Annotated in this window: 14 protein-coding genes; 5 read left to right on the top strand and 9 right to left on the bottom strand. The window is 73.5% G+C overall.

What is annotated here, in order from left to right:
- Positions 1–211: 211 nt before the first annotated feature.
- Positions 212–1750, bottom strand: a complete 1539-nt coding sequence (locus ACYVOO_RS19960; RefSeq protein ID WP_461017001.1) for a DUF4331 domain-containing protein — start codon at positions 1748–1750, stop codon at positions 212–214.
- A 475-nt stretch (positions 1751–2225) separates the two neighbouring features.
- Positions 2226–2975, bottom strand: a complete 750-nt coding sequence (locus ACYVOO_RS19955; RefSeq protein ID WP_461017000.1) for a TetR/AcrR family transcriptional regulator — start codon at positions 2973–2975, stop codon at positions 2226–2228.
- Between the two features lie 182 nt (positions 2976–3157).
- Here ACYVOO_RS19955 and ACYVOO_RS19950 point away from each other — a divergent pair, with 182 nt between their 5' ends.
- The 3 genes from ACYVOO_RS19950 to ACYVOO_RS19940 are packed head-to-tail and all read left to right on the top strand — an operon-like array spanning position 3158 to position 6923.
- Positions 3158–3769, top strand: a complete 612-nt coding sequence (locus ACYVOO_RS19950; protein ID WP_461016999.1) for a (2Fe-2S)-binding protein — start codon at positions 3158–3160, stop codon at positions 3767–3769.
- A complete protein-coding gene (locus ACYVOO_RS19945) occupies positions 3766–4749 on the top strand; it encodes an FAD binding domain-containing protein (RefSeq protein ID WP_461016998.1) in 984 nt (327 codons plus the stop codon). The genes ACYVOO_RS19950 and ACYVOO_RS19945 overlap by 4 nt, the downstream gene beginning before the upstream one ends.
- The gene (locus ACYVOO_RS19940) at positions 4746–6923 is read left to right on the top strand and encodes a xanthine dehydrogenase family protein molybdopterin-binding subunit (RefSeq protein ID WP_461016997.1); all 2178 of its coding nucleotides are present in this window, start codon (positions 4746–4748) and stop codon (positions 6921–6923) included. Before ACYVOO_RS19945 ends, ACYVOO_RS19940 begins: the two co-directional genes overlap by 4 nt.
- 152 nt (positions 6924–7075) lie before the next feature.
- Here ACYVOO_RS19940 and ACYVOO_RS19935 read toward each other — a convergent pair whose 3' ends face one another.
- The 4 genes from ACYVOO_RS19935 to ACYVOO_RS19920 form a co-directional block, all read right to left on the bottom strand.
- Positions 7076–8389 (bottom strand): maleylpyruvate isomerase N-terminal domain-containing protein, encoded by a 1314-nt coding sequence (locus ACYVOO_RS19935; RefSeq protein WP_461016996.1) that lies wholly within the window; start codon positions 8387–8389, stop codon positions 7076–7078.
- Positions 8386–9000 (bottom strand): sigma-70 family RNA polymerase sigma factor, encoded by a 615-nt coding sequence (locus tag ACYVOO_RS19930; protein WP_461016995.1) that lies wholly within the window; start codon positions 8998–9000, stop codon positions 8386–8388. Before ACYVOO_RS19930 ends, ACYVOO_RS19935 begins: the two co-directional genes overlap by 4 nt.
- 284 nt (positions 9001–9284) lie before the next feature.
- On the bottom strand, positions 9285–10667 hold the full coding sequence (locus ACYVOO_RS19925) for an aminotransferase class III-fold pyridoxal phosphate-dependent enzyme (RefSeq protein ID WP_461016994.1): 1383 nt from the start codon (positions 10665–10667) through the stop codon (positions 9285–9287).
- 15 nt (positions 10668–10682) lie between these two features.
- A complete protein-coding gene (locus ACYVOO_RS19920) occupies positions 10683–12191 on the bottom strand; it encodes a CoA-acylating methylmalonate-semialdehyde dehydrogenase (RefSeq protein WP_461016993.1) in 1509 nt (502 codons plus the stop codon).
- A 175-nt stretch (positions 12192–12366) separates the two neighbouring features.
- Between ACYVOO_RS19920 and ACYVOO_RS19915 the strand changes: the two genes are divergently transcribed.
- Together ACYVOO_RS19915 and solA are read left to right on the top strand one after the other, a co-directional pair.
- Positions 12367–14076 (top strand): PucR family transcriptional regulator, encoded by a 1710-nt coding sequence (locus tag ACYVOO_RS19915; RefSeq protein WP_461016992.1) that lies wholly within the window; start codon positions 12367–12369, stop codon positions 14074–14076.
- Between the two features lie 174 nt (positions 14077–14250).
- Entirely contained in the window at positions 14251–15381 is a 1131-nt protein-coding gene (gene solA / locus ACYVOO_RS19910) for an N-methyl-L-tryptophan oxidase (protein ID WP_461016991.1), read from the top strand.
- Positions 15382–15424: 43 nt separating this feature from the next.
- Here the strand turns inward: solA and ACYVOO_RS19905 are convergent, their stop codons facing one another.
- The 3 genes from ACYVOO_RS19905 to ACYVOO_RS19895 all read right to left on the bottom strand — a co-directional run bounded on the left by ACYVOO_RS19905 (position 15425) and on the right by ACYVOO_RS19895 (position 20444).
- Positions 15425–18598, bottom strand: a complete 3174-nt coding sequence (locus tag ACYVOO_RS19905) for an AfsR/SARP family transcriptional regulator (RefSeq protein ID WP_461016990.1) — start codon at positions 18596–18598, stop codon at positions 15425–15427.
- Between the two features lie 284 nt (positions 18599–18882).
- Positions 18883–19308: a DUF3662 domain-containing protein gene (locus ACYVOO_RS19900; protein ID WP_461016989.1), complete on the bottom strand. Its 426-nt coding sequence runs from the start codon at positions 19306–19308 to the stop codon at positions 18883–18885.
- Positions 19309–19631: 323 nt separating this feature from the next.
- Positions 19632–20444, bottom strand: coding sequence for an amidohydrolase family protein (locus ACYVOO_RS19895; protein ID WP_461016988.1), 813 nt, complete (start codon positions 20442–20444; stop codon positions 19632–19634).
- Between the last annotated feature and the right edge of the window lie 187 nt (positions 20445–20631).

Raw genomic sequence — 20631 nt, 5'->3', positions numbered from 1 at the left:
GCCGGCCGGTGGTTGGTTGCTCGGGCAGTGGCTGACGGCTGATGGGGGGCCGGGCGGGTGTGCGCGGCCCGCTCCCCCACCGCTGGGGGGAGAGAGAAGGAGCGGGCGGCGGGCCTCCCCGTGGCCCGCCGCCCTCAACTCCCGTCCCCCGAGAGGGAGTTGCCTCCCCGGACCGCCCGTCCATCAGCGGCCGGTCCGGGGGCGCCCACGGTCACCGCGGTGCGGCACTCCGTGAACGGTTTCGGCGCCACCACAGCAGCCCCAGCGCGACGACCAGCAGGGCAGCGGCGCCGCTGGCGGCCGAGGCCAGGAGCAGGCTGCCGTCGTCGGACGACGTGGCGGCGGAGGAGGCCGAGGAGTTGTCGCCGTCCAGCGCGCTGGTGCCGCTGCCGCCCCGCGCGGGCTCCTTGAGCGGTCCGCGCGAACCGGAGTGCGGCGAGGCCACGTAGGGGAAGGTGTCGTCGAACTTCTCGTCGTTGACGTCCACCGCGTCCCCGAGGTCGTTCTTCTGACCGGCCAGTTCGCCTCGGACGACCTGGAGCGAGATGTCGAGGACGTCGTCGGTCAGGCGCCGCCCGTTGGGATAGCCCGCCTTGTCACCGTCCAGCACACCCAGCCGTTTCGGGTCCTGCGCTGGCTTGACGGACGTGTTGAGGCGCAGCGCCTCGTGCGGCCTGACGCCCGCGGGCTTGTTCAGTCCCGGCACCCCGGTCAGGAAGACCTGGGCCAGGTCCTTGCGCGGTACGGCCGGCGCCTTGAGCTTGTAGACCTTCTCCAGCAGCCTGGCCAGTTCGGGGTCGTTGACGTAGGGCGCGAACTGCGCGTCGTCCCACGGCGTGGACGCGTTGAACTTGTCCTTGTCCTTGCTGGGCACGACGACCTCGTTGACCAGCGGCATCCCGAGCCGGGACACCTGGCGCCAGCCGTTGGCGGCGCTGCGCCGGTGCGTGGTGCTCCAGACGCCGATGACGGGCTTGTCGGAGCTGGCCGTGAGCTGCTCGGTGGGGAGCTGGAGGGCCAGCGTGTTGACGTTGTAGCCCTTCAGGGTGTCCTGGCCGACCTCGGAGAGGTTTCCGCCGTAGAGCAGGTCGAAGACGCGCAGGTCCAGGTAGAAGGGGTCGTCGGCCTGACCGGCGAAGGCCGTCCCGCCGTTGGAGGTCTTGCGCACGGCCTGCGCGCGCAGATCGTCGTAGCGGGGCATCGAGGCCCGTCCCACGTTGGAGGGCGCGACGGGCGCGTCGTCGGCGAGCGTGTCCGTCGACAGGTGCTTGCCGTCCTTGAACTTCAGGACCTGCAAGTCGTAGGTCTGCCGGAAGTTGAGGTCGGGGTCGTCCAGCGAGGTGACCTTGTCCGAGTTGTAGAGGAAGGTGTCCCCGTTGCGGACCTCGTCCTTGAACGTCCAGCGGTAGATCAGCTCGGACTGGCCGTCGCCCGTGTTGTCCACGTGGATCTGGTAGCGGGCGTCGTCGGCGAACTTGTAGAAGTTGGGACCGCCCGCGGGCTCTTCAAAGGGCAGCCAGTTCGCCATGAGCGTGGTGGTACCGGTCTTGTCCGGGCTGGTGAAGGCGTACACATCGGTGTTGTCGTACTGCGGCTGACCCGAGATCAGCGGGGCTTCGCGGTGACTCGACGCGGTGGCCGGGGCGGGGCCGAGTGCGGCCGTCCCGGTCGCGAGCGAGGTGGCCACCAGCGCGATCCCCCCGGTCAGCAGCGCCCAGGCCGGTACCCGGCCGGTTCGTGCTGTCGACATCGCGGCGTCCTTTACGGATGCGGTATGGAGTGGAGCGGTGCGGAGCGTGGAAGGGTGCGGGGACGCGACGTCGAGGCGCGCTCTGCGCGTCGGCTACGTGCGTCGTGTGCCAGGTACGTCGTTCAGTACGTGCGTCACGTGCGGTACGTGCGTCACGTGCGGTACGTGCGTCACGTGCGGTACGTGCGTCACGGACCGCGGCGGCTGTGGGAGGCGGTGGGCCATCGGGACGCGCATGGGCAACCGCCGCGGTCCACCGGGCCGCGTCCCGATGCCCCTCATTCGGCCCCGGACCGCTCCTGGATTGCACTACGGCGGAGTTGGCCGAAAACCGCCGTCCGGGGACCGTCCGCCGACCGCCCAGGGGCGCACTCCCGGACACCGGGAGGCAGCGCCTTCCTCCGGATCACGCGACGTGGCCGTCGGCTCCGGATCGCTCGTCAGTCCCGCGCGTAGCCTCGACCGGCCCCGCGCCTCACTGCACGACGGCCGTCTGCCCGCTCCCGCGTAGCGGCGCCTCGGGAGCGGACGCGGCGACGCGGTCCATCCACTGGACGAGCAGGAGGCGTTCGGCGTCGGTGAGGGAGGTCAGCTGCGGCGCGACGGCGCGCAGCGCCACCGCGATGCCGACGGGGGAGGTATCGGCCGCGCTCTCGCGGGGGTCGGTGGTGACCGCGGCGATCACGGACTCGCGGGCCAGCTCGGACAGCGCCGGATCGCGCTGGTCCTCCGGGAGCGCGATGAGCGTGAACGTCATGCCGCATCCCGCCGAGTGGATCAGGTGCGCGGCACGCTCCTCACTGACCCGCAGCCGTCCCGCCTCGGCGATCCGCTTGACCGTTCCGTCCAGCATCGCGGAGGCACGCCGGGCCGCCCGCGTCTCGACTCCCGGCCGGCCGTCGCCGTAGATCAGTGAGTAGCAGGCTGGATGGGACAGGCCGAAGCCGATGTGCAGGTCCCAGCCACGGCGCAGGTCCTCGACCGGGTCGGCGGTGTCCGGCAGTGCCGCCTTGTCGCTCAGATAGCTCTCGAATTCGTGCTCGGCGACCGCGTCGAGCAGCCCGTTCTTGTCCCCGAAGAGCCGGTAGAGGGTGGGTGACTGCACCCCGGCGGCGGCGCATACCGCCCGGGTGGAGACCGCCTCGCGCCCGCCCTCGGCCAAGAGGCCGGCGGCCGCCTCGACCAGCCGCTTGCCGATCTGCTCGCGCGTGAGATCCCTCTCCATGCGGGCCACGGTAACAGCGTCATGACGCGATGTTGGCATCGATAACGGGGCCATGCACCCATCATTGCGTTGCCGTTGGCAACATGATTTCGTTATCACCGACAGGGCACGGGCGGGGATGTCCCTCCCGCCCGCTTCGAGCGCGTCGCCAGCTCCATCAACCGACAAGGAGACAGAGACGCATGCCGGACAACGAGCAACCCACAGTGGACGGGCAGAGCCGCCGCAGCGTGTTCGTGGCCGGAGCTGTCACCACCGCGGGCATGGCCGTGCCGAGGAGCGCGGCGGCTGCCACCGGCTCTCCCGGAGCCGTTTCCCCGGCCGTGGAGGCCGACGTGACGTTATTCGTCAACGGCCGGAAGCGGCCGGTCAGAGTCGAGGCCCGGGTCACCCTGCTGGACGCGCTGCGCGAGCGGCTCGGCCTGACGGGCACCAAGAAGGGCTGTGACCGAGGCGAATGCGGTGCCTGCACCGTGTTGATCGAGGGCGAGCGCGTCACGTCGTGCATGACCCTGGCGGTCATGGAGGACGGCCGGGCGATCACCACGGTGGAGGGTCTGGCCCGCGGCGAAGAACTGCACCCCGTGCAGGCCGCGTTCATCCGCCGTGACGCCTTCCAGTGCGGTTTCTGCACCCCCGGGCAGATCATGTCAGCGGTCGCATGCGTCGAGGAGGGCCACACCCGCTCGGACGACGAGATACGCGAGTGGATGAGCGGCAACCTCTGCCGCTGCGGCTGTTATCCGAACATCGTCGACGCCGTACGGGACGCCGCGAAGGAGGCCGGCCGATGAGGCTCTTCGACTACGCGCGCGCCTCGCGCGCTTCCGAGGCCGTCGATCTCGTCGCCTCCCACGGGGAAGCCGCGTTCATCGCCGGCGGGACGGAACTGACGAACCTGATGAAGGACGGTGTTCTCGCCCCCGGCCTGGTCGTCGACGTCAACGACACCCCTCTGTCCGGGATCGAACTGCGCGAGCGCCGACTGCGCATCGGGGCCATGGCACGGATGCGGCAGGTGGCCGACCGGCCGGTGGTCAGGGAGCGGTTCCCGGTGATCTCCGAGGCGCTGCTGGCGTCGGCGTCCCCGCAGGTACGCAACCGGGCGACGATCGGCGGCAACCTCATGCAGCGCACCCGCTGCGGCTACTACCGCGACGCGGCCGGCCCGTGCAACCGGCGCCGCCCCGGCAGCGGCTGCCCGGCCATCGCCGGGCAGAACCGCGCACACGCGATCCTGGGCGGCAGCGACCACTGCATCGCCGTGCATCCCTCCGATCTGGCCGTCGCGCTGTGCGCCCTGGACGCGGTGGTGCTCACCCTCGGGCCGGACGGCCGCCGCTCGATCGCGGTCGAGGATCTCCATCTGCTCCCCGGCACCACTCCGCACCGGGAGACCGCGCTGCGGCACGGCGAAATGATCACCGGCATCGAGGTCCCCGAGCATCCTGTGGCACGCGGCTCGCGGTATCTGAAACTGCGCGACCGCTCCTCGTTCGAGTTCGCGACGGTCTCCGTGGCCGCAGCGCTGACCATGCGGGAGCGGGTCGTGACCGACATCCGGCTGGCCTTCGGCGGAGTCGCGCCCCGCCCGTGGCGTTCGGCCGAGGCGGAGGACGCGCTGCGCGGCCGGCCGCTGACCGATGCCACCGTGGCCGAAGCGGGCAGGGCCCTGGTCAACGGGGCGAGACCGCGCGAACACAACGCATTCAAGGTCGAGTTGGTGCAGCGCGCCCTCGCCGACGTTCTCAGCGGCCTGGGAGGCGACCGATGAGCCAGGTCATCGGGAGCCCCGTTCCACGGCTGGACGGCCGCGCCAAGGTCACCGGCGCGGCCACCTACGCCGCGGACGCCCGGGTCAGCGGAGTCCTGCACGGTCTGCTGGTGATGAGCACCATCGCCTCCGGGCGCATCACCCGCATCGACACCCGCCAGGCCGAACGTTCGCCGGGGGTCGTCGCCGTCTTCACCCACCTGAACATGCCGCGCCTCGCACGGCCCACCTATCTCAGCTATCTGAAGCGCTATGTCCCGCTACAGGACGCGGACATCCACCACAGCGGGCAGCCCGTGGCCTACGTGGCCGCCGAGACGCTGGAGCAGGCCCAGCACGCCGCGACGCTCGTGGACGTCTCCTACGAGGAGTCGGAGCCCCGGGCCTTCATCGCCGACGCGATGGACGAGGCATTCGTGCCGGACGCGGGCCTCGCGGGCCCCAACGAGACCACCCGCGGGGATGTCGCGGCAGGGCTGCAACAGGCCGACGTCGTCATGGACGTCACCTACACCACGCCCACGCACCACCACAATCCGATGGAGCCGTCCACGACCACCGCCGAGTGGGACGGCGAGCGGGTGACGATCCACGAATCCGCCCAAGGCGTCCACGCCACCAGGTTCTGCGTCTCCCAGGCACTGGGTGTCCCCGAAGCCGATGTGCGGGTGCTGTCGCCGTTCCTGGGCGGCGGCTTCGGGGCCAAGGGCCCGACGTGGCCGCACACCCTGCTCACCGCGGCCGTCGCACGGGAGCTGGGACGGCCGGTCAAGCTGGTGCTCACCCGCGCCCACACCTTCACCTCCAACGGCCAGCGGGCCGAATCGCACCAGCGCCTGCGGCTCGGGGCCCGGCGGGACGGAACCCTCACCGCCATCGACCACGTCACCACGAACCAGGTCACCCGCACCGAGGAGGGCATCTTCTCCACCTGCCACTCCACCCGCATGCTGTACGCCTGCCCCCATGTGCACGTCGCCCAGCGGGCGGTCCGGCTCGACCTCCCCGCGCCGAGCTTCATGAGGCCACCGGAGGCCGTCGGTGGCTTCGCCCTGGAGTCGGCGCTCGACGAACTCGCCTACGAGCTGGGCATGGATCCCGTCGAACTCCGGCTGCGCAACCACGCCGCCGTCAACCCGGAGACCGGGAACGGCAGCAGGCATCTGATCGAGTGTTACCGCCGGGGCGCCGACGTGTTCGGCTGGGACAGGCGCACTCCGCGCCCGAGGTCGATGCGCGACGGCGACACGCTGATCGGCTGGGGCATGGCCACCGCGGCCCACACGACGGGCGGCAGGCCGTCCGCCGGTGCCGAAGTGGAGCTGTCCGCATCGGGCAAGGCGGTGGTCCGGGTCGGCACCCATGACATCGGCACCGGCACCTACACGGTGATGTCCCAGGTGGCCGCGCAGACCCTGGGCCTGGCCTTGGACGACGTCGACTTCCGGCTCGGCGACACCGGCTACCCGTTCGCCTTCGCGTCCGTCGCCTCCGGCACCGTTCCCGGAGTCGGCATCCCGGTCGAGCGGACCTGTGCCGCGGTCCGGGGGATGCTGATCGACATCGCGGTCGCCGATCCGCGCTCACCCCTGTACGGCGTTCCGGCCGACCGGATCACGGCGGAGGACGGGTTCCTGTACGAGACCGGCCTGCCCCGGCGCCGTGCGGAGATCCGTTCGGTCCTCGCCCGGCACGGCAAGCCGGTCAAGGCCACCACCGAGGCGTCCGGGTCGAGTCCGCTGGGCTACTCCGTCGGCGCGGAGTTCGCCGAGGTGCGCGTCGATCCGCGGGTCGGACGGATCCGGGTGACGCGCATGGTCGGCGCGTACGACGCGGGCCGGATCCTCAACCGCAGAACCCTGCGCGGCCAGGCCATCGGCGGTCTCGTCTGTGCGATCGGCTTCGCCCTCACCGAGCACACCCTGATCGACCCCCACCGGGCCCGCGTGGTCAACCCGAACCTCTCCGGCTATCTGCTGCCGGTCAACGCCGACGTCCCGCACATCCGGACCGTCTTCGTCGACGAACCCGACCCGGCCATGGGGAAACTCGGCGCACGCGGCTTCGGGGAGACCGCGGGCACGGGGATGCCAGCGGCGATCGGCAACGCCGTTTACCACGCCACCGGACGCCGGATACGCGATCTGCCCATCAGCCGGGACAAGCTGCTCTGACGGGCCGGCGGACAACGGCTGGCAGCGACCGGGCCGGATGCCGGTGGTACGGCGGCGCGCCGACCGGTCGGCGGAGACGGGGGCGAGCGTGACGAGGGTGCGCCGAGCCGGGGCCGGGAACGGGGCCGGGAACGGGGCGGCCGGTCGCCGGGCTACGGCCCGGCGAAGGCGGGAGCCGCGTGCAGCGCCTCTTCGGCCAGCCGCCCGGAGCCCGTCGTACGGGCGGTTCCGGCCAGTTGCGCGGGGTCGCCCCGGCCTCCGACGAGGAGGCAGAACTCGACGGTTCCGAGGACGAGCCGCGCGTCGGGCTCCTCCGTGCCGCCCCCGGGGTCCGCGCCCGTCGAGCCCGCCGGGCCCGTCGTCCCCGTCGGGAGGGAGTCCGCGCCCGCCTCGCCGACCAGCCAGACGCCGCCGCCCCTGCCCGTCAGCTCCAGCCGCAGCACCCGCGTGCCCAGCGGCGTGCCGCACACCCGCATCGCGGGCGGCAGCAGGCGCACCCCGAGATCGGCGATGGGCGCGAGGTGCCGGGCGGCGGGCGGGGGCAGCCGGAATCCGCTGCGCCCTGCGATGTCGGCGGTGTGCACCCAGGTCTCGAAGGCGCGGCCCAGCGCCTGGTCGGCCACCGGCACCTTCGGTGTCCTGCCGAGCGCGACCCTCCGCTGCCCCTGCTCCTCGCCGACGCGCGCGAGCGCGGACCGCAGCGCCTCGGCCTGGGCGCGCCAGGCCGCGTGGACGTCCTCCGGCCGCTGACGCTCGGCCCACGCGGTGTACGCCGCTGTACGGAGGGCGACGGCATCGCCGCGCCCGGAAGGGGTACGCGCGGAGCCTTCCGGTTCCGTGGCCGGGCCGCCGCCCGGGTCGCCGCCGGGGTCGTCCGGATCGCCGGGGTCCGCCAGTCCCTCCGGCAGGACCGGTGGGGCGCCGAGACGGTGCGCCAGCAGGCTGTCCGTCGCCGCCAGATGGGCCACCACCTGTGCGGCGCTCCAGCCCGGTGCCGCCTCCGCACGCCAGTCGTCGGCGCCGAGTTCGCCCAGCAGCGCGTCCAGGGTGGCGAACTGCGCGGCGTAGGGCCGGGCGAACCCCGGCAGTCCTCGCGGTGTGGGCGGCCTGCGCCGATAGGCGGACCCGGTCACGCCGTCCCACAGGGCGGGCGGCGGCGCGGGCCACGACCCGTCGCCCGTGCTGTCGGCCTCCGCCAGCGCGGCGACGGCGCGGTGCGCCGCGCGCACGTCGGCCGCGCAGCGCGCGCAGTGCCGCAGATGTGCTTCCACTTCGGCTGCCTCCTCGGCGGAGCAGGCGTTCAGCAGCCACGCTCCCCAGAGGGATTCGGCCGGGGCACACCCCGCGGATTCGCGCGGCCCGCCAGAGCCCGCGGCCCCCGCGCGGTCCGGGGCTCCGGAGGGGCCCGGGCGGCCCGAGCGGCCGGAGGGGCCCGCGGGCTCTGGGCTCGCACCGGCACGGCTCATGGCGCGGTCCCTTCCGCCGCGAGCGCCGCGGCCATGAGGCGCAGGGCGGCCCGGAGCCTGGTCTTGGCCGTGCCCTCGGGGATGCCGAGTTCGGTGGCCACCTGACGGTACGTCCAGCCTCCGTAGTAGGCCAGAAGCAGCGGCTCGCGCAAGGTGTCGGGGAGTTCGGCGGCGACGGCCCTGATCCGCAGCGTCAGCATCCCCTCCTCCGCCGCCTCAGCGGTCTCGTCCCCGCGCGGCGGTTCGTGGCGCTCGTAGCGCACCTGGACGCCGCGGCGCCGCTCCTCGCGGCGGATCCAGTCGACGGCGCGGTGGTGCGCCAGCACGGCCAGCCAGGAGCGGAGGGAGCCGCGCTCCGGGTCGAAGGAGAAGGGCCGCTCCCAGAGGTGGGAGAAGACCTCCTGGACGACGTCCTCGGCCGCCGCCCTGTCCCGGGTGACCCGGGTGGCGACGCCCATGACCAGCGGGGCGTACCGCTCGTACACGGCGCGGAACGCGTCCTCGTCGGCCGCCAGCAGCCGGGCCTGGATCTCCAGCCGGTCCTCCGGGTCCGCGTCCTTGTCCCACGGCGCGGTACCCGGCGGGTGCTGTCGGCCCTCACGGGCCACCATGGCCGAAGTATGGCGCGGCGGCGGGGGTTCCGGGCGGGGAACGGGCCCCTACGCGTACGCCGTCGCGCACGGTAGGGGCGGTGCCGGGCGCGGCTACTCCGCTTGCGGGGTGCTTTCCCGCTCCGGCATACGTCCGCCGTCTTCTCCCGGCGCTCACAACGGGGGGAGGCCGTCCACGTCCTGCCCCTGCGCGGGGCGGCCGACGGGGCGGGACGCGGCAGGAATGGGAGGGGGCGGGGCGGGACGGTCGCCCGTCGCGCCCCGCCCCCTCCCCTACAGCTCCGCTACGACTCCGCCGCCACCAGCGCGTCCACCCGGCTCAGGACGCGGTCGAGGATGCCGAGCCCTTCCCGTGCCTCGTCGTCGCTGACCGTGCAGGGCGGGACGACGTGGATGCGGTTCGAGTTGGTGAAGGGCAGCAGGCCCAGGGACTTCGCGGTGGCGACCGCTTCGGCCATGCCCGGGCTGCTCCCGCCCGTCGGCGCTACGGGGGTGCGAGAGGCACGGTCGGTGACCAGTTCGACGGCCCAGAACACGCCGCGCCCGCGCACCTCGCCCACGCTGGGGTGCCGCCGCGCGAGCCGGTCGAGTTCCGGTCCGATGACCTCGGCGCCGACGCGGCGCGCGTGCTCGACCACGCCGTCGCGCTCCATGACGGTCATGGCGGCGACGGCCGCCGCGCACGCCAGCGGATGCCCCGAGTAGGTGAGCCCGCCGGGGTAGGGGCGGTCGGCGAAGTGACCGGCGACCCGCTCCCCCATCACGACACCGCCGAGCGGCACGTAGCCGGAGTTCACGCCCTTGGCGAAGGTCAGCAGATCCGGGACCACGCCCTCCTCGTCGGAGACGAACCACGCGCCCGTGCGGCCGAATCCGGTCATGACCTCGTCGAGGACGAGGAGGATGCCGTACCGGTCGCACAGCTCCCGCACGCCCGCGAGGTAGCCGGGCGGGGGCAGCATGACGCCCGCGGTGCCGGGGATCGACTCCAGGAGGATCGCCGCGATGGTGCCGGGGCCCTCCAGTTCGATGACCTGCTCCAGGTGCGCGAGCGCGCGCCCGCACTCCTCGGCCTCGTCGGCGGCGCCGAAGTGGCTGCGGTACAGGTACGGGCCGAAGAAGTGCACGACCCCTGCGGTGCCCTCGTCGTTCGGCCAGCGCCGGGGGTCGCCGGTGAGGTTGACGGCCGTCTGCGTGCCGCCGTGGTACGAGCGGTAGCGGCTGAGCACTTTGGGGCGGCCCGTGACGAGGCGGGCCATGCGGACGGCGTGTTCGTTGGCGTCGGCGCCGCCGTTGGTGAAGAACGTGCGGTCCAGGTCGCCGGGCGCGTGCTCGGCGATCAGCCGCGCCGCCTCGGAGCGCTGGTCGTTGGCGTGCTGCGGGGCGACCGTCGCGAGGCGGCGGGCCTGTGCGGCGATGGCCTCGACGACGTCGGGGTGCTGGTGGCCGACGTTGGTGTTGACCAGTTGGGAGGAGAAGTCGAGCAGCCTGTTGCCTTCCCCGTCCCAGACGTAGGAGCCCTCGGCGCGGGTGATGACCATCGGGTCGAGCGCGGCCTGCGCCGACCAGGAGTGGAAGACGTGGCGGCGGTCGAGCGCGTACGTCCTGGCGGGGTCGTCGGGCAGCGCCCCCGGAGCCGAGGGGGACGTGGGGTCGGTGAGTGTCATCGGTGGTGCCCCCTCTCAGGCGTTCTGCGGGAAGCCGAGGTTGAGGCCGCCGTGGCTGGGGTCGAGCCAGCGGGTGGTGACGGCCTTGCCCCGGGTGAAGAAGTGCACGCCCTCCGTGCCGTGCGCGTGGGTGTCGCCGAAGAGGGAGTCCTTCCAGCCGCCGAAGCTGTAGTACGCCATGGGCACGGGGATCGGCACGTTGATGCCGACCATGCCGACCTCGACCTCGTTCCGGAACCGCCGGGCCGCGCCGCCGTCGTTGGTGAAGACGGCGGTGCCGTTGCCGTAGGGGTTGGAGTTGATCAGGTCAAGACCCTCCTCGTAGGTATCGACGCGCAGCACTGAGAGCACCGGGCCGAAGATCTCGTCGGTGTAGCAGCTCATGCCGGTGCCTACGCCGTCGAGCAGGGTGGGGCCGAGCCAGAAGCCGTCCTCGCCGCCGTCGGGGCGCACGGTGCGGCCGTCGACGACGACCGTCGCGCCGTCCGCCTCCGCCTGGTCGACGTACGAGGCCACCCGGTCGCGGTGTGCGGCGGTCACCAGCGGGCCCATGTCGCAGCCTCGGGTGCCGTCGCCCGTGCGCAGCGTCCTGGCCCGCTCGGCGATCTTCCCGACCAGCTCGTCGGCGATGCCGCCGACCGCGACGACCGCCGAGATCGCCATGCAGCGCTCTCCTGCCGAGCCGAAGCCCGCGTTGACCATGGCGTCGGCCGCCAGGTCGAGGTCCGCGTCGGGCAGCACGAGGGCGTGGTTCTTCGCGCCGCCGAGTGCCTGCACCCGCTTGCCGTTGGCGGTGCCGGTGGCGTAGACGTGCCGCGCGATCGGGGTGGAGCCCACGAAGCTGACCGCCTTGACGGCCTTGTGGGTGAGCAGTTCGTCGACGGCTTCCTTGTCACCCTGGAGCACGTTGAAGACGCCGTCGGGCAGCCCCGCCTCGGCCCACAGCTCCGCGATCCACAGCGCGGCCGAGGGGTCCTTCTCGCTGGGCTTGAGCACCACGGTGTTCCCGGCCGCGATGGCGACGGGGAAGAACCACATGGGCACCATGGCCGGGAAGTTGAACGGCGCGATGATGCCGACGGTCCCCAGCGGCTGCCGGGTGGAGAACGCGTCCACACCCGTCGAGGCGTTCTCCGTGAAGCCGCCCTTGAGCAGGTGCGGGATGCCGCAGGCGAACTCCACGACCTCCTGGCCCCTGGTGACCTCGCCGAGCGCGTCGGAGAGCACCTTGCCGTGCTCGCTGGTGATCAGCGCGGCCAGCTCGTCCTTGCGCTCGTTGAGCAGTTCCCGGAAGCGGAACATGACGGCGGTGCGCTTCGCGAGGGACATGTCGCGCCAGGCGGGGAAGGCGGCCGCGGCCGACTCGATCACGGCACGCGCTTCCTCACCGGCGGCCAGCGCCACCTCGCCGGTCACGCGCCCGGTCGCCGGGTTGGTCACCGGAGCGGTACGGCCGCTCGTGCCGGAATACCTCTTGTTGTCGACCCAGTGGACGATGTGCGACGACTGACCGGTCTCGGGCACCGCGGATTCCTCGCCTTCGGATGATCGGGATGAGCTTTTGGTGGACGGGGGCCGACGGAGCCTCGCCGGACCTCTCGGGCTCGCGGACCGCTCCTCAGCCCCCTCGCCTGCGAGGATGCCAGGGCCCTGGCCGACGTTCTGTAGGGGAAAGCGGCTGATTCTTTACACTGTGTCGATGATCCCGACCGTCCGCGAAGTGCTCGCGCTCCCCGTCCTGGCCGCGGGCGAGCCCCGTGTGGCCGGCGGCCACCGCCACCTGGACCGCCCGGTGCGCTGGGTGCACGTCAGCGAGTCCACCGACCTCACGCACCTGCTGGAGGGCGGCGAGCTGGTGATGAGCACGGGCCTGCCCCTGGCGGGCGACGCCGAAGGCGCGTCCCGCTATCTGCGGATGCTGGGCGAGCGGCGGGTCGCGGGGCTCGTGGTCGAACTGGGCACCCACCTCACCGCGCCGCCCGACCACCTCGGCGCCTGGGCGGACGAGGCGGGGCTGCCTGTGGTGGTGCTCGGCGCCGAGATCCGGTTCGTGGAGGTGACCGAGCAGGTGCACCGGCTGATCGTCGCCGATCAGTACGAGGAGGTGGAGTTCGCCCGGACCACGCACGAGGTGTTCACCTCGCTCAACATCGCCCGCGCCTCGACCGAGGACATCGTCACGCGCGCCTCGCAGATCCTCGGGGCGCCGCTCGTCCTGGAGGATCTGGGCCGCCGCGTGCTCGCCTTCTGCGCGGCGGGCACGCCGACGGCACGGCTGCTGGACCGGTGGGCCGAACGCTCCCGCCGCCACGACGCCCAGAGTGGCGCGGCCCCTGACCCGGCCGCCGCGTGGTCCTCGGTACGGCTGGGGGTCGGCGCCGACCGCTGGGGGCGGCTGGTGCTGCCCGTCGACGGGAGCGGAGCGGACGGGTCCGAGACGGACGGGTCCGAGGCGCGCGCCGGACTCGTCGGATCCGGGACACGGACCGGCGCGCGGGACGCGTCACGCGTCCGCATGGTGCTGGAGCGGACTGCGCAGTCGCTGCAACTGCACCGGATGATCCAGCAGGAACGCGACGCGCTCGTCGTCCACGCCCTCGGCGGCCTCCTCGACGACCTCCTGAGCGGGCGCGTGGCCGACGACGCGGAAGCCGTCGCCCGCGCGGGCGCCCTCGGACTGGCGGCGAGCGCCCGCTACGTCCCCCTCGTCATCCGCACACCCGCCCCGGGGCGGCCGGCGTCCGCCGGTGCACAGGGCCAGGGCGAACTGGCCCAGGGCGAACGCGACCGGCGCCTCCTCGAAGCGACCCGTCAGGCCGTCGCCGCGGCGGGCCACACCGCACTGGTCTCGATCCGCCGCAAGGGCGCGGTCTCCGTGGTGATGTCGTGCCCCGACCCCGCGGGCGCCGACGCCGCGCTGGGCGAGGTGTGCGGGGGGCTGCGCGAGCGGCTGCGCGTACATGACGGCACCGACGCCTGGGTCGCGGGCACGGCCCCCGCCTCGCCGAGCCTCGTCGCCGCGGCGCGGGGGCTGGCCGAGGCGGACCACGTCGCGGAGGTCGGGCTCACCATGCCCGAGGCCGCGCGGCTCTACCGCTCGGCCGACGTGCGGCTGCGCGGCCTGGTGGCGCTGCTGCGCGACGACCACCGGGTGCAGGCGTTCGCGGAGACCGAACTGGGCCGCCTCCTCGACCACGAAGCGCGCACCGGCGAGGATCTGCTGACCCTGCTGCGGACGTACCTGGAGTGCGGCGGCTCCAAGACCGCCACGGCCCGCCGCACGGGCCTGAGCCGCCCCACCCTGTACGCGCGGCTCCGCACCGTCGAACGGGTCCTCGGCACCTCCCTCACCTCACCCGAGTCCCGCACCTCCCTGCACACGGCGCTGATGGTCGTGGACGCGCGCTGAACGGAGGGCCGTGGGCCGCCGGATTCGCCTCGCCGAGGACGGCACCGCGCGCTGCTCTCCCGCGCCCTCCGCTGGATAGCCTGTCCCGCGCTTCCGCGCTCCGCGACACCGAAGCGCGGACCGGAGCGGGCCGACGAGAGCGGACCGACGAGAGGGGCGGCGTACGTGGAAACCGTGCGGAAAGACGTGATCGTGGTCGGCCTGGGAGCCTTCGGGTCGGCGGCGCTGTGGAGGCTCGCGCACCGTGGGGCCGACGTTGCGGGCGTCGAACGTCATGGCATCGGACACGGTCTGGGCTCCTCCCACGGCGCGACCCGGCTGTTCCGGATCGCCTGCCTGGAGCACCCCGGCCTGGCGCCCGTGGCCCTCAAGTCGCTCGGCCTGTGGACCGAACTGGGCGAACGGACCGGCGAAGTCCTGGTACGTCAGACCGGCTGCCTCAGCACCGGTGCGCCGGACAGCGCCCCGGTCAGCGGCGCCCTCGCCGCCGCAGGCGCGGCGGGCGTGCCCGTGACCGAGCTGGACCACGAAGGGCTCGTCGCGCGGCAGCCCCAGTACGCGGGCCTGGCGCCCGGCGACATCGCCGTGTGGGACCCGGGCGCGGGGATCTGCTATCCCGAGCGCAACGTCAGGGCGCAGACCGTCGCCGCGCGGCGACTGGGCGCGGACGTCCACGCCCACACTCCGGTACTCGGCATCGAGTCCGGCCGCGACAGCGTCACCGTGTACACGCCGACGATGGAACTGCGCGCGCCACAAGTGGTGGTCGCGGCCGGTGCGTGGCTGGGAGAGCTCGTCCCCGGCCTGCCCCTGTCGCCGCGCCGCACGCCGATGTCCTGGTTCCGGCCCGGGGACCCGGGCTCGGACGACTTCGCCCTGGAGCGGTTCCCGGCCTTCATCTGGCGCCGTCCCGGCGGCGAAGCGCTGTGGGGGCACGGGTCCGACGAGGACTACGGGGTCAAGATCGGTCTCGCGGAAGCGGATACGGCACCGGGCGGCTCGGAGGACGCCATGGACGGACTCGTGGAGCGGCTGAGCGCGGTCGTCGCCGAGGCGCTGCCCGGTCTCGACCCGCGTCCCGTGCGGTCCGGGCCGTGTCTGATCACGGACTCGCCCGACGGGCAGTTCCTCGTCGGACGGCTCCCTGACGACCCGCGCGTGGTGGTCGCGGGCGGCGGCAGCGGCCACGGCTTCAAGCACGCGCCCGGCATCGGCGAGCTGCTGGCCCAGACCGTGGCAGACGAACGTGCCTACTGCGCGACGGACTTCCTCGATCCGCGACGGTTCCCCGTCGGCGGTTCATGACGCGGACCGGGCCCGCGACGGCGCCGTACCGCGCTCGGGGGTGTCACGCGCCGCCCACACGCCTGCCGCTCCCGCCTCGTCCGCCCCGTCCGCCGGAAGTGGCCTGGTCGTCGCCCAAGGAGCCCAGTTCTCCCTCCAGGCGGGACGCCTGGAGGGGGCGGTGCTGGGCGCGGTAGAGGGTGAGGGCCTGCTGCCAGGCGTCCCGGGCGGGCGCGGCGTGGCCCATGGCGTGGTGGACGTCGCCCAGGCAGGCCAGCGCGTCCGCCTCCTCGTAGGTGTCGCCGAGTTCGCGGCGCAGGGCGAGTGCCCGCTGGTAGTGCTCCAGCGCCTGGGCGTGCGCGCCGCTGCGGTGGGCGAGGTAGCCGAGGCTGTCCTGGGTGAACGCCTCGCCCTCGCGGTAGCCGAGCCCGCGGCACAGCGCGAGGGCCTGTTCGCAGTAGTGGCGCGCGTAGCCGTGGCGCCCGAGCCTGGCCAGGTACCAGCCGACCGCGTTCAGCGCCTCCGCCTCCCGCAGCGGCTCGTCGAGCACCCTGCGGATACGGAGGTTCGCGACGGCGTGGGACAGCGCTCTGCGGTCGTCGCCCTGGTGTTCCCAGGCGAGGGCCAGGTTGAGGTTCGTCTGGGCCTGGCCCGAGGCGTCGTGGGCCGCGGCGTAGAGCGCGAGGGCGCGGTGCAGTTGGTCCAGTGCCTCGGTGTGCTGTCCGAGGGGGACGTGCGCGCGGCCGAGGAGCCGGTGGGCCAGGGCCCTGTCCGCCGGGTCGCCGAGCGCGTCGGACGTGGCGAGGGCGGCGAGGGTGGCGCCCAGCACGGTGACACGGTCGTTGTGGCGGCCCCTTCGCCACTCGAAGGTGTCCAGGGACCAGGCCAGCCGCCATGCCTTCCCGTACCACCCGTCGGACCCGTCGGACCCGTCGGACCCGTCGGGCTCCGGGGACGGGTGGCCGGGACCGTTCTCGCTGCCCTCCGTGCGCTCCGGCCCTTCCGACGGCCGCCGCTGGGCGCGTCCCCGCTCGACGGCGAATCGGTGGATGTCGAGGAGGCAGGCGTGCTCCGTCTCGAACCACGCCATGGCGGCTGCCGCGTCGGCGAGCGGCTGGGGTGCGGGGAGCACCGCCGGGGGCGTCCGGTCGATCGGCGTCCGGTCGATCGGCGTGCGCTGCGGGGACAGCAGCCGGTCGGCCGCGTGGGCGGTGTCGGCGTAGAAGGAGACGAGGCGGGCCAGTGCCGCTTCGCGGTCGGGCCGCGTCAGGTCGTGTTCGCCGCGCTCGGAGGCGTAGAGACGGACGAGTTCGTGCATGCGGTAGCGCCCCGGCGCGTGTTCCTGGAGCAGGTGCGCCGCCTCCAGTCCGCGCAGGAGCGAGCGCGTCGACGCGGCGGTCAGCCCCGTCAGCGCCGTGGCGGCGGCCAGCCCGATGTCGGGCCCGTGCGCCTGGCCGAGCAGCCCGAACACGCGGGCCGCCGAGGGCTGGAGCGCGCGGTAGGAGGTGGAGAAGACGGCGCGCAGGTCGGCGGTGAAGTCGTGCGCGTCGAGCGCGTCGAGCCGTGCTGACCGGCTGCGCAGTTCACCGGCCAGCACGGCGAGAGGGAAGTCCGGGTGGGTCGTGGCGCGCGCTGCGACGAGGCTGACGGCCAGGGGCAGGCCCGCGCAGTGGTCGGTCAGCGCGGCGACGGCACCGGGCTCCGCCGCAGCGCGCTCGGCGCCGACGTACCGGACCAGCAGTTCCCGTGCCTCGGCCTCGGTCAGCGTGTCCAGGGGCACGGCGCGTGCCCCGTGCGCGGTGATCAGGCCCGTGAGCTGGTTCCTGCTCGTGACCAGCACCGTGGAGGCGGCGGTTCCCGGCAGCAGGGGCAGGACCTGTTCGGTGTCGCGGGCGTTGTCGAGGACGATCAGCATCCGTTTCCCGGCCGCCAGGCTCCGGAAGAGCGCCGCCCTGCTGGGCAGGTCCACCGGCACGGCCGCCGCCGCCACGCCGAGTGCGTGCAGAAAGCTCAGCAGCACGTCCTCCGGTGGCACCGGTTCCGCCGCGACGGCGAAGCCGCGCAGGTCGGCGTAGAGCTGCCCGTCGGGGAACGCGGCGGCGTTCTGGTGCGCCCAGTGGACGGCGAGCCACGTCTTGCCGATGCCACCGGTACCGCCGATGACGGCGAGGGGCATCGCACCTCCGGACGCGCCCTCGCCGCCCAGTGCCTTGTCGAGTTCGGCCAGCCGGGGGGCTCTCCCGACGAACAGCGGCATGGGCGGGGGCAGTTGGCGCGGTACGGTCACGGGGGCCGTGGGCGGGACGGGCGCCTCGGACGCGCCCGGTGACGTGTCCGTGCCGCCCCGCTCAGCCGCCCTCGCCCCCGCCCCCACTCCCACCCCTACGCGGTCCTCGGCGCCGGGCTCTTCGGACTCCCCGGGCTCCCCGGGCTCCTCCGCCGCTTGCCCCGCCCGGGGCGTCAGGGAGTCAGGTGGGTCCGGTGTGCCTGGTGGGTCCAGCGCGGGGTCGTTGGTGAGGATTTGCTGGTGCAGCGTCCGCAGCGCCGGGCTCGGGTCGGTCCCCAGCTCCTCCGCGAGCCGTTCCCGCACCCGCTGGTAGTGGGCGAGGGCCTCGGCGGGCCGCCCGCCCCGGTACAGCGCGAGCATGAACTGCGCCGCGAGCCGCTCGTCCAGTGGATGGGCCCGCACGCGGGCGGGCAGCTCGGCGAGCAGTCCGGCGTGCTGACCGAGCCGTAAGCGCGCCTCGCCCAGGTCCAGTTCCGCCGCGAACCTCTCGCCGCGCGCCGTCTCCCGTAAGGAGTGGAACCACGGGGTGTCGAGCGCCGCGAAGGCGTCGCCGCGCCACAGGCCGAGCGCGCGCTCGAACAGCGCCGCGGCCTCGGCCACCTCGTCGGCCGCGCGTGCCGCCCCGACGAGGCCGCGGAACCGGTGCAGATCGACGGACGCGGGGTCCGCCTCGACGAGATAGCCGCCGTGCCGCCGGGCGATCCGCGCCTCGTCCGCGGCGGGGGCCAGCGCCTGGCGCAGCCGGGAGAGATAGCTGTAGAGGGTGCCCTGCGGCCGTCGCGGCGGCCGGTCTCCCCACACGCGGTCGACGAGGCGGTCCACGGGCACCGGGCGGTTGACGTCGGCCAGCAGCGCGGCCAGGACACACCGCTGCCGCACGTGTCCCAGATCGACCGGCTCTCCGTCGATACGCGCCTCGACGTGGCCGAACACCAAGAACTCCACCGCCATCACGCGCCCACCTTCCGCTGCGGCACCCTAACCTCAGCAAAGGCGCTGTGAACAGGGGATTCAAGCTCTCTTCAAGGTTCGTCCAACATTGGACCGTCAAAGTCTTCAGCACGGGGGAACGTGACCGTGCCGCTCGCCGGGGAGGCGGCACGGCCACGCTCCCGCGTGGCCTTCCGGCGCACGCGGCGTCCGGGGGACGCCGTCGGCGGGCCGGGGCGCGGGAAGACCGGGCGCGTCGCAGAGCGGGGTGCGCGGGCAGAACGGATGCGCGCTCCGGACCGGCGTCAGACGGTCACCGCAGGCAGGGCGCGGGTGAGGTCGTCGGTGCGCGCGGGCGGCCTGGTGGGGTCGATGTGGCTGCGGATGCGGTAGCGGAAGCCGCTGCCCGCTCCGTCGTAGCCCCGCAGCCGCACCCGTACGGGCCCGGCGAAGGTGTAGTGCCGCTCCGCCGCGTACTGCCGGATCCGGGTGGTCAGCCGCTCGGCCAGCACCTCCGCGTGGCCGTCGAGTTCGCGGTAGCTCTCGCGCGGCAGCTCGATCGTGAAGTGGTTGGGCACCACGGTGCGGCCCCGGCCCACGATCACCGCGTTCTCGTCGCAGGCGCGCAGCAGCCCGGCCACCACCTCGATCGGCTTCTCCTTCTCGCGACGGAGGGCGGCCCACAAGGTGGCCGTCCACCGCTCCATGGTGCGTTCGATGCTCGCGATCATCGCCGTCTCCCTCCGCGGTCCCTCGCCGTGTGTCCGGTGTGTCCACCGTCCGGCGGGCCCGTGCTGTGACGTTCCGTCAGCGCCGTTTCCCGCCGCCTGGCTTCCGCACGCTCCAACAGCGCGAGGGGCCGAGGGGACACGCACCCCGTGGGCCGTCCGGCCCCCTGTGGCTCCCCTGTTACGGGGACGGCGTACGACGGTGACCCGCCCGCTGACGGTCCGGGAGGGGCGGACGGCCCAGAGGGGCGGGAGGGTGACGGACGGTGGCGTACGGCCGTCCGTGAGGCGTGCGCGAGACCCCCTCGGCTCCCGTACGCCCGCCGCTACAGCCCGAAGACCCTGCGGGCGTTCCCCGCGAGGAAGAGGTCTCTGGCCTCCTCGTCGAGGGCCAGCTCCGCGAAGCCCGCGAGGGCCTTCTCGGCGGGGATCATGGGGTAGTTGGTGCCGAAGAGGTCCTTCCGTCTGCCGTGTCCGCCCAGATACGTCACGAGTTCGGCGGGGTAGCGGCGGACGGTGCAGGCCGAGGTGTCGATGTGGACGTTCGGGTACTTGGTGGCCACCGCGATCATCTCGGCCGTCCACGGGTAGCCGATGTGACCGGCCACGATGGTCAGCTCGGGGAAGTCCAGGGCCACGTCGTCCAGGTACGGGATGGGGCGGCCGGTCTCCGAGGTGCGCAGCGGGCCCGTGTGGCCGACCTGGGTGCAGAACGGGATGCCCAGTTCGACGCACTCCGCGTAGAGCGGGTAGTAACGCCGGTCGTTGGGCGGCAGTTCCCACAGCCACGGCACGACACGCAGCGCCCTGAACCCCAGCTCGCGCACCGCTCGGCGCAGCTCGCGCACCGCGTCCATCGGCCGGCGCAGATCGACCGACGCCACCCCGAAGAGCCTCCCGGGCGCCTGGGCGGCGAACCCCGCGACCTCGTCGTTGGAGATCAGCGCGCCCTCCGGCCCGTGCCAGGCGCTGATCAGCGCCTGGTCCACTCCCCCGGCGTCCATGGCCGCGAGCGTGCGCGCCACGGGCAGGTCCTCCGTGAGGGCCGGTTCGCCGGTCCAGCGGCGCAGTGACGCGAACATCTCGTGGCCGCTGAAGCGCGGTGTCGGGTGCTGGGCCCATACGTCGATGACGGGCACGGGACGGTCCTCCCTCCGACGTGGCCTCCGGCACCGGCCGCGTTCCCGGGTACCGGGACGGCGCCCGCGGCGCGGACCGGTCCGCGCCGCTCACCGGGTCAGGCTGCCCGGAATACCGGCGGGGCACAACAGCCCCGGCACCGCCCCGGTGCCCGGGAACGGGTCTCGGCCCATCGATCGTCAACTC

The sequence above is a fragment of the Streptomyces daliensis genome, from assembly GCF_054782395.1.
This window is presented reverse-complemented; position numbering and strand designations above follow the sequence as displayed.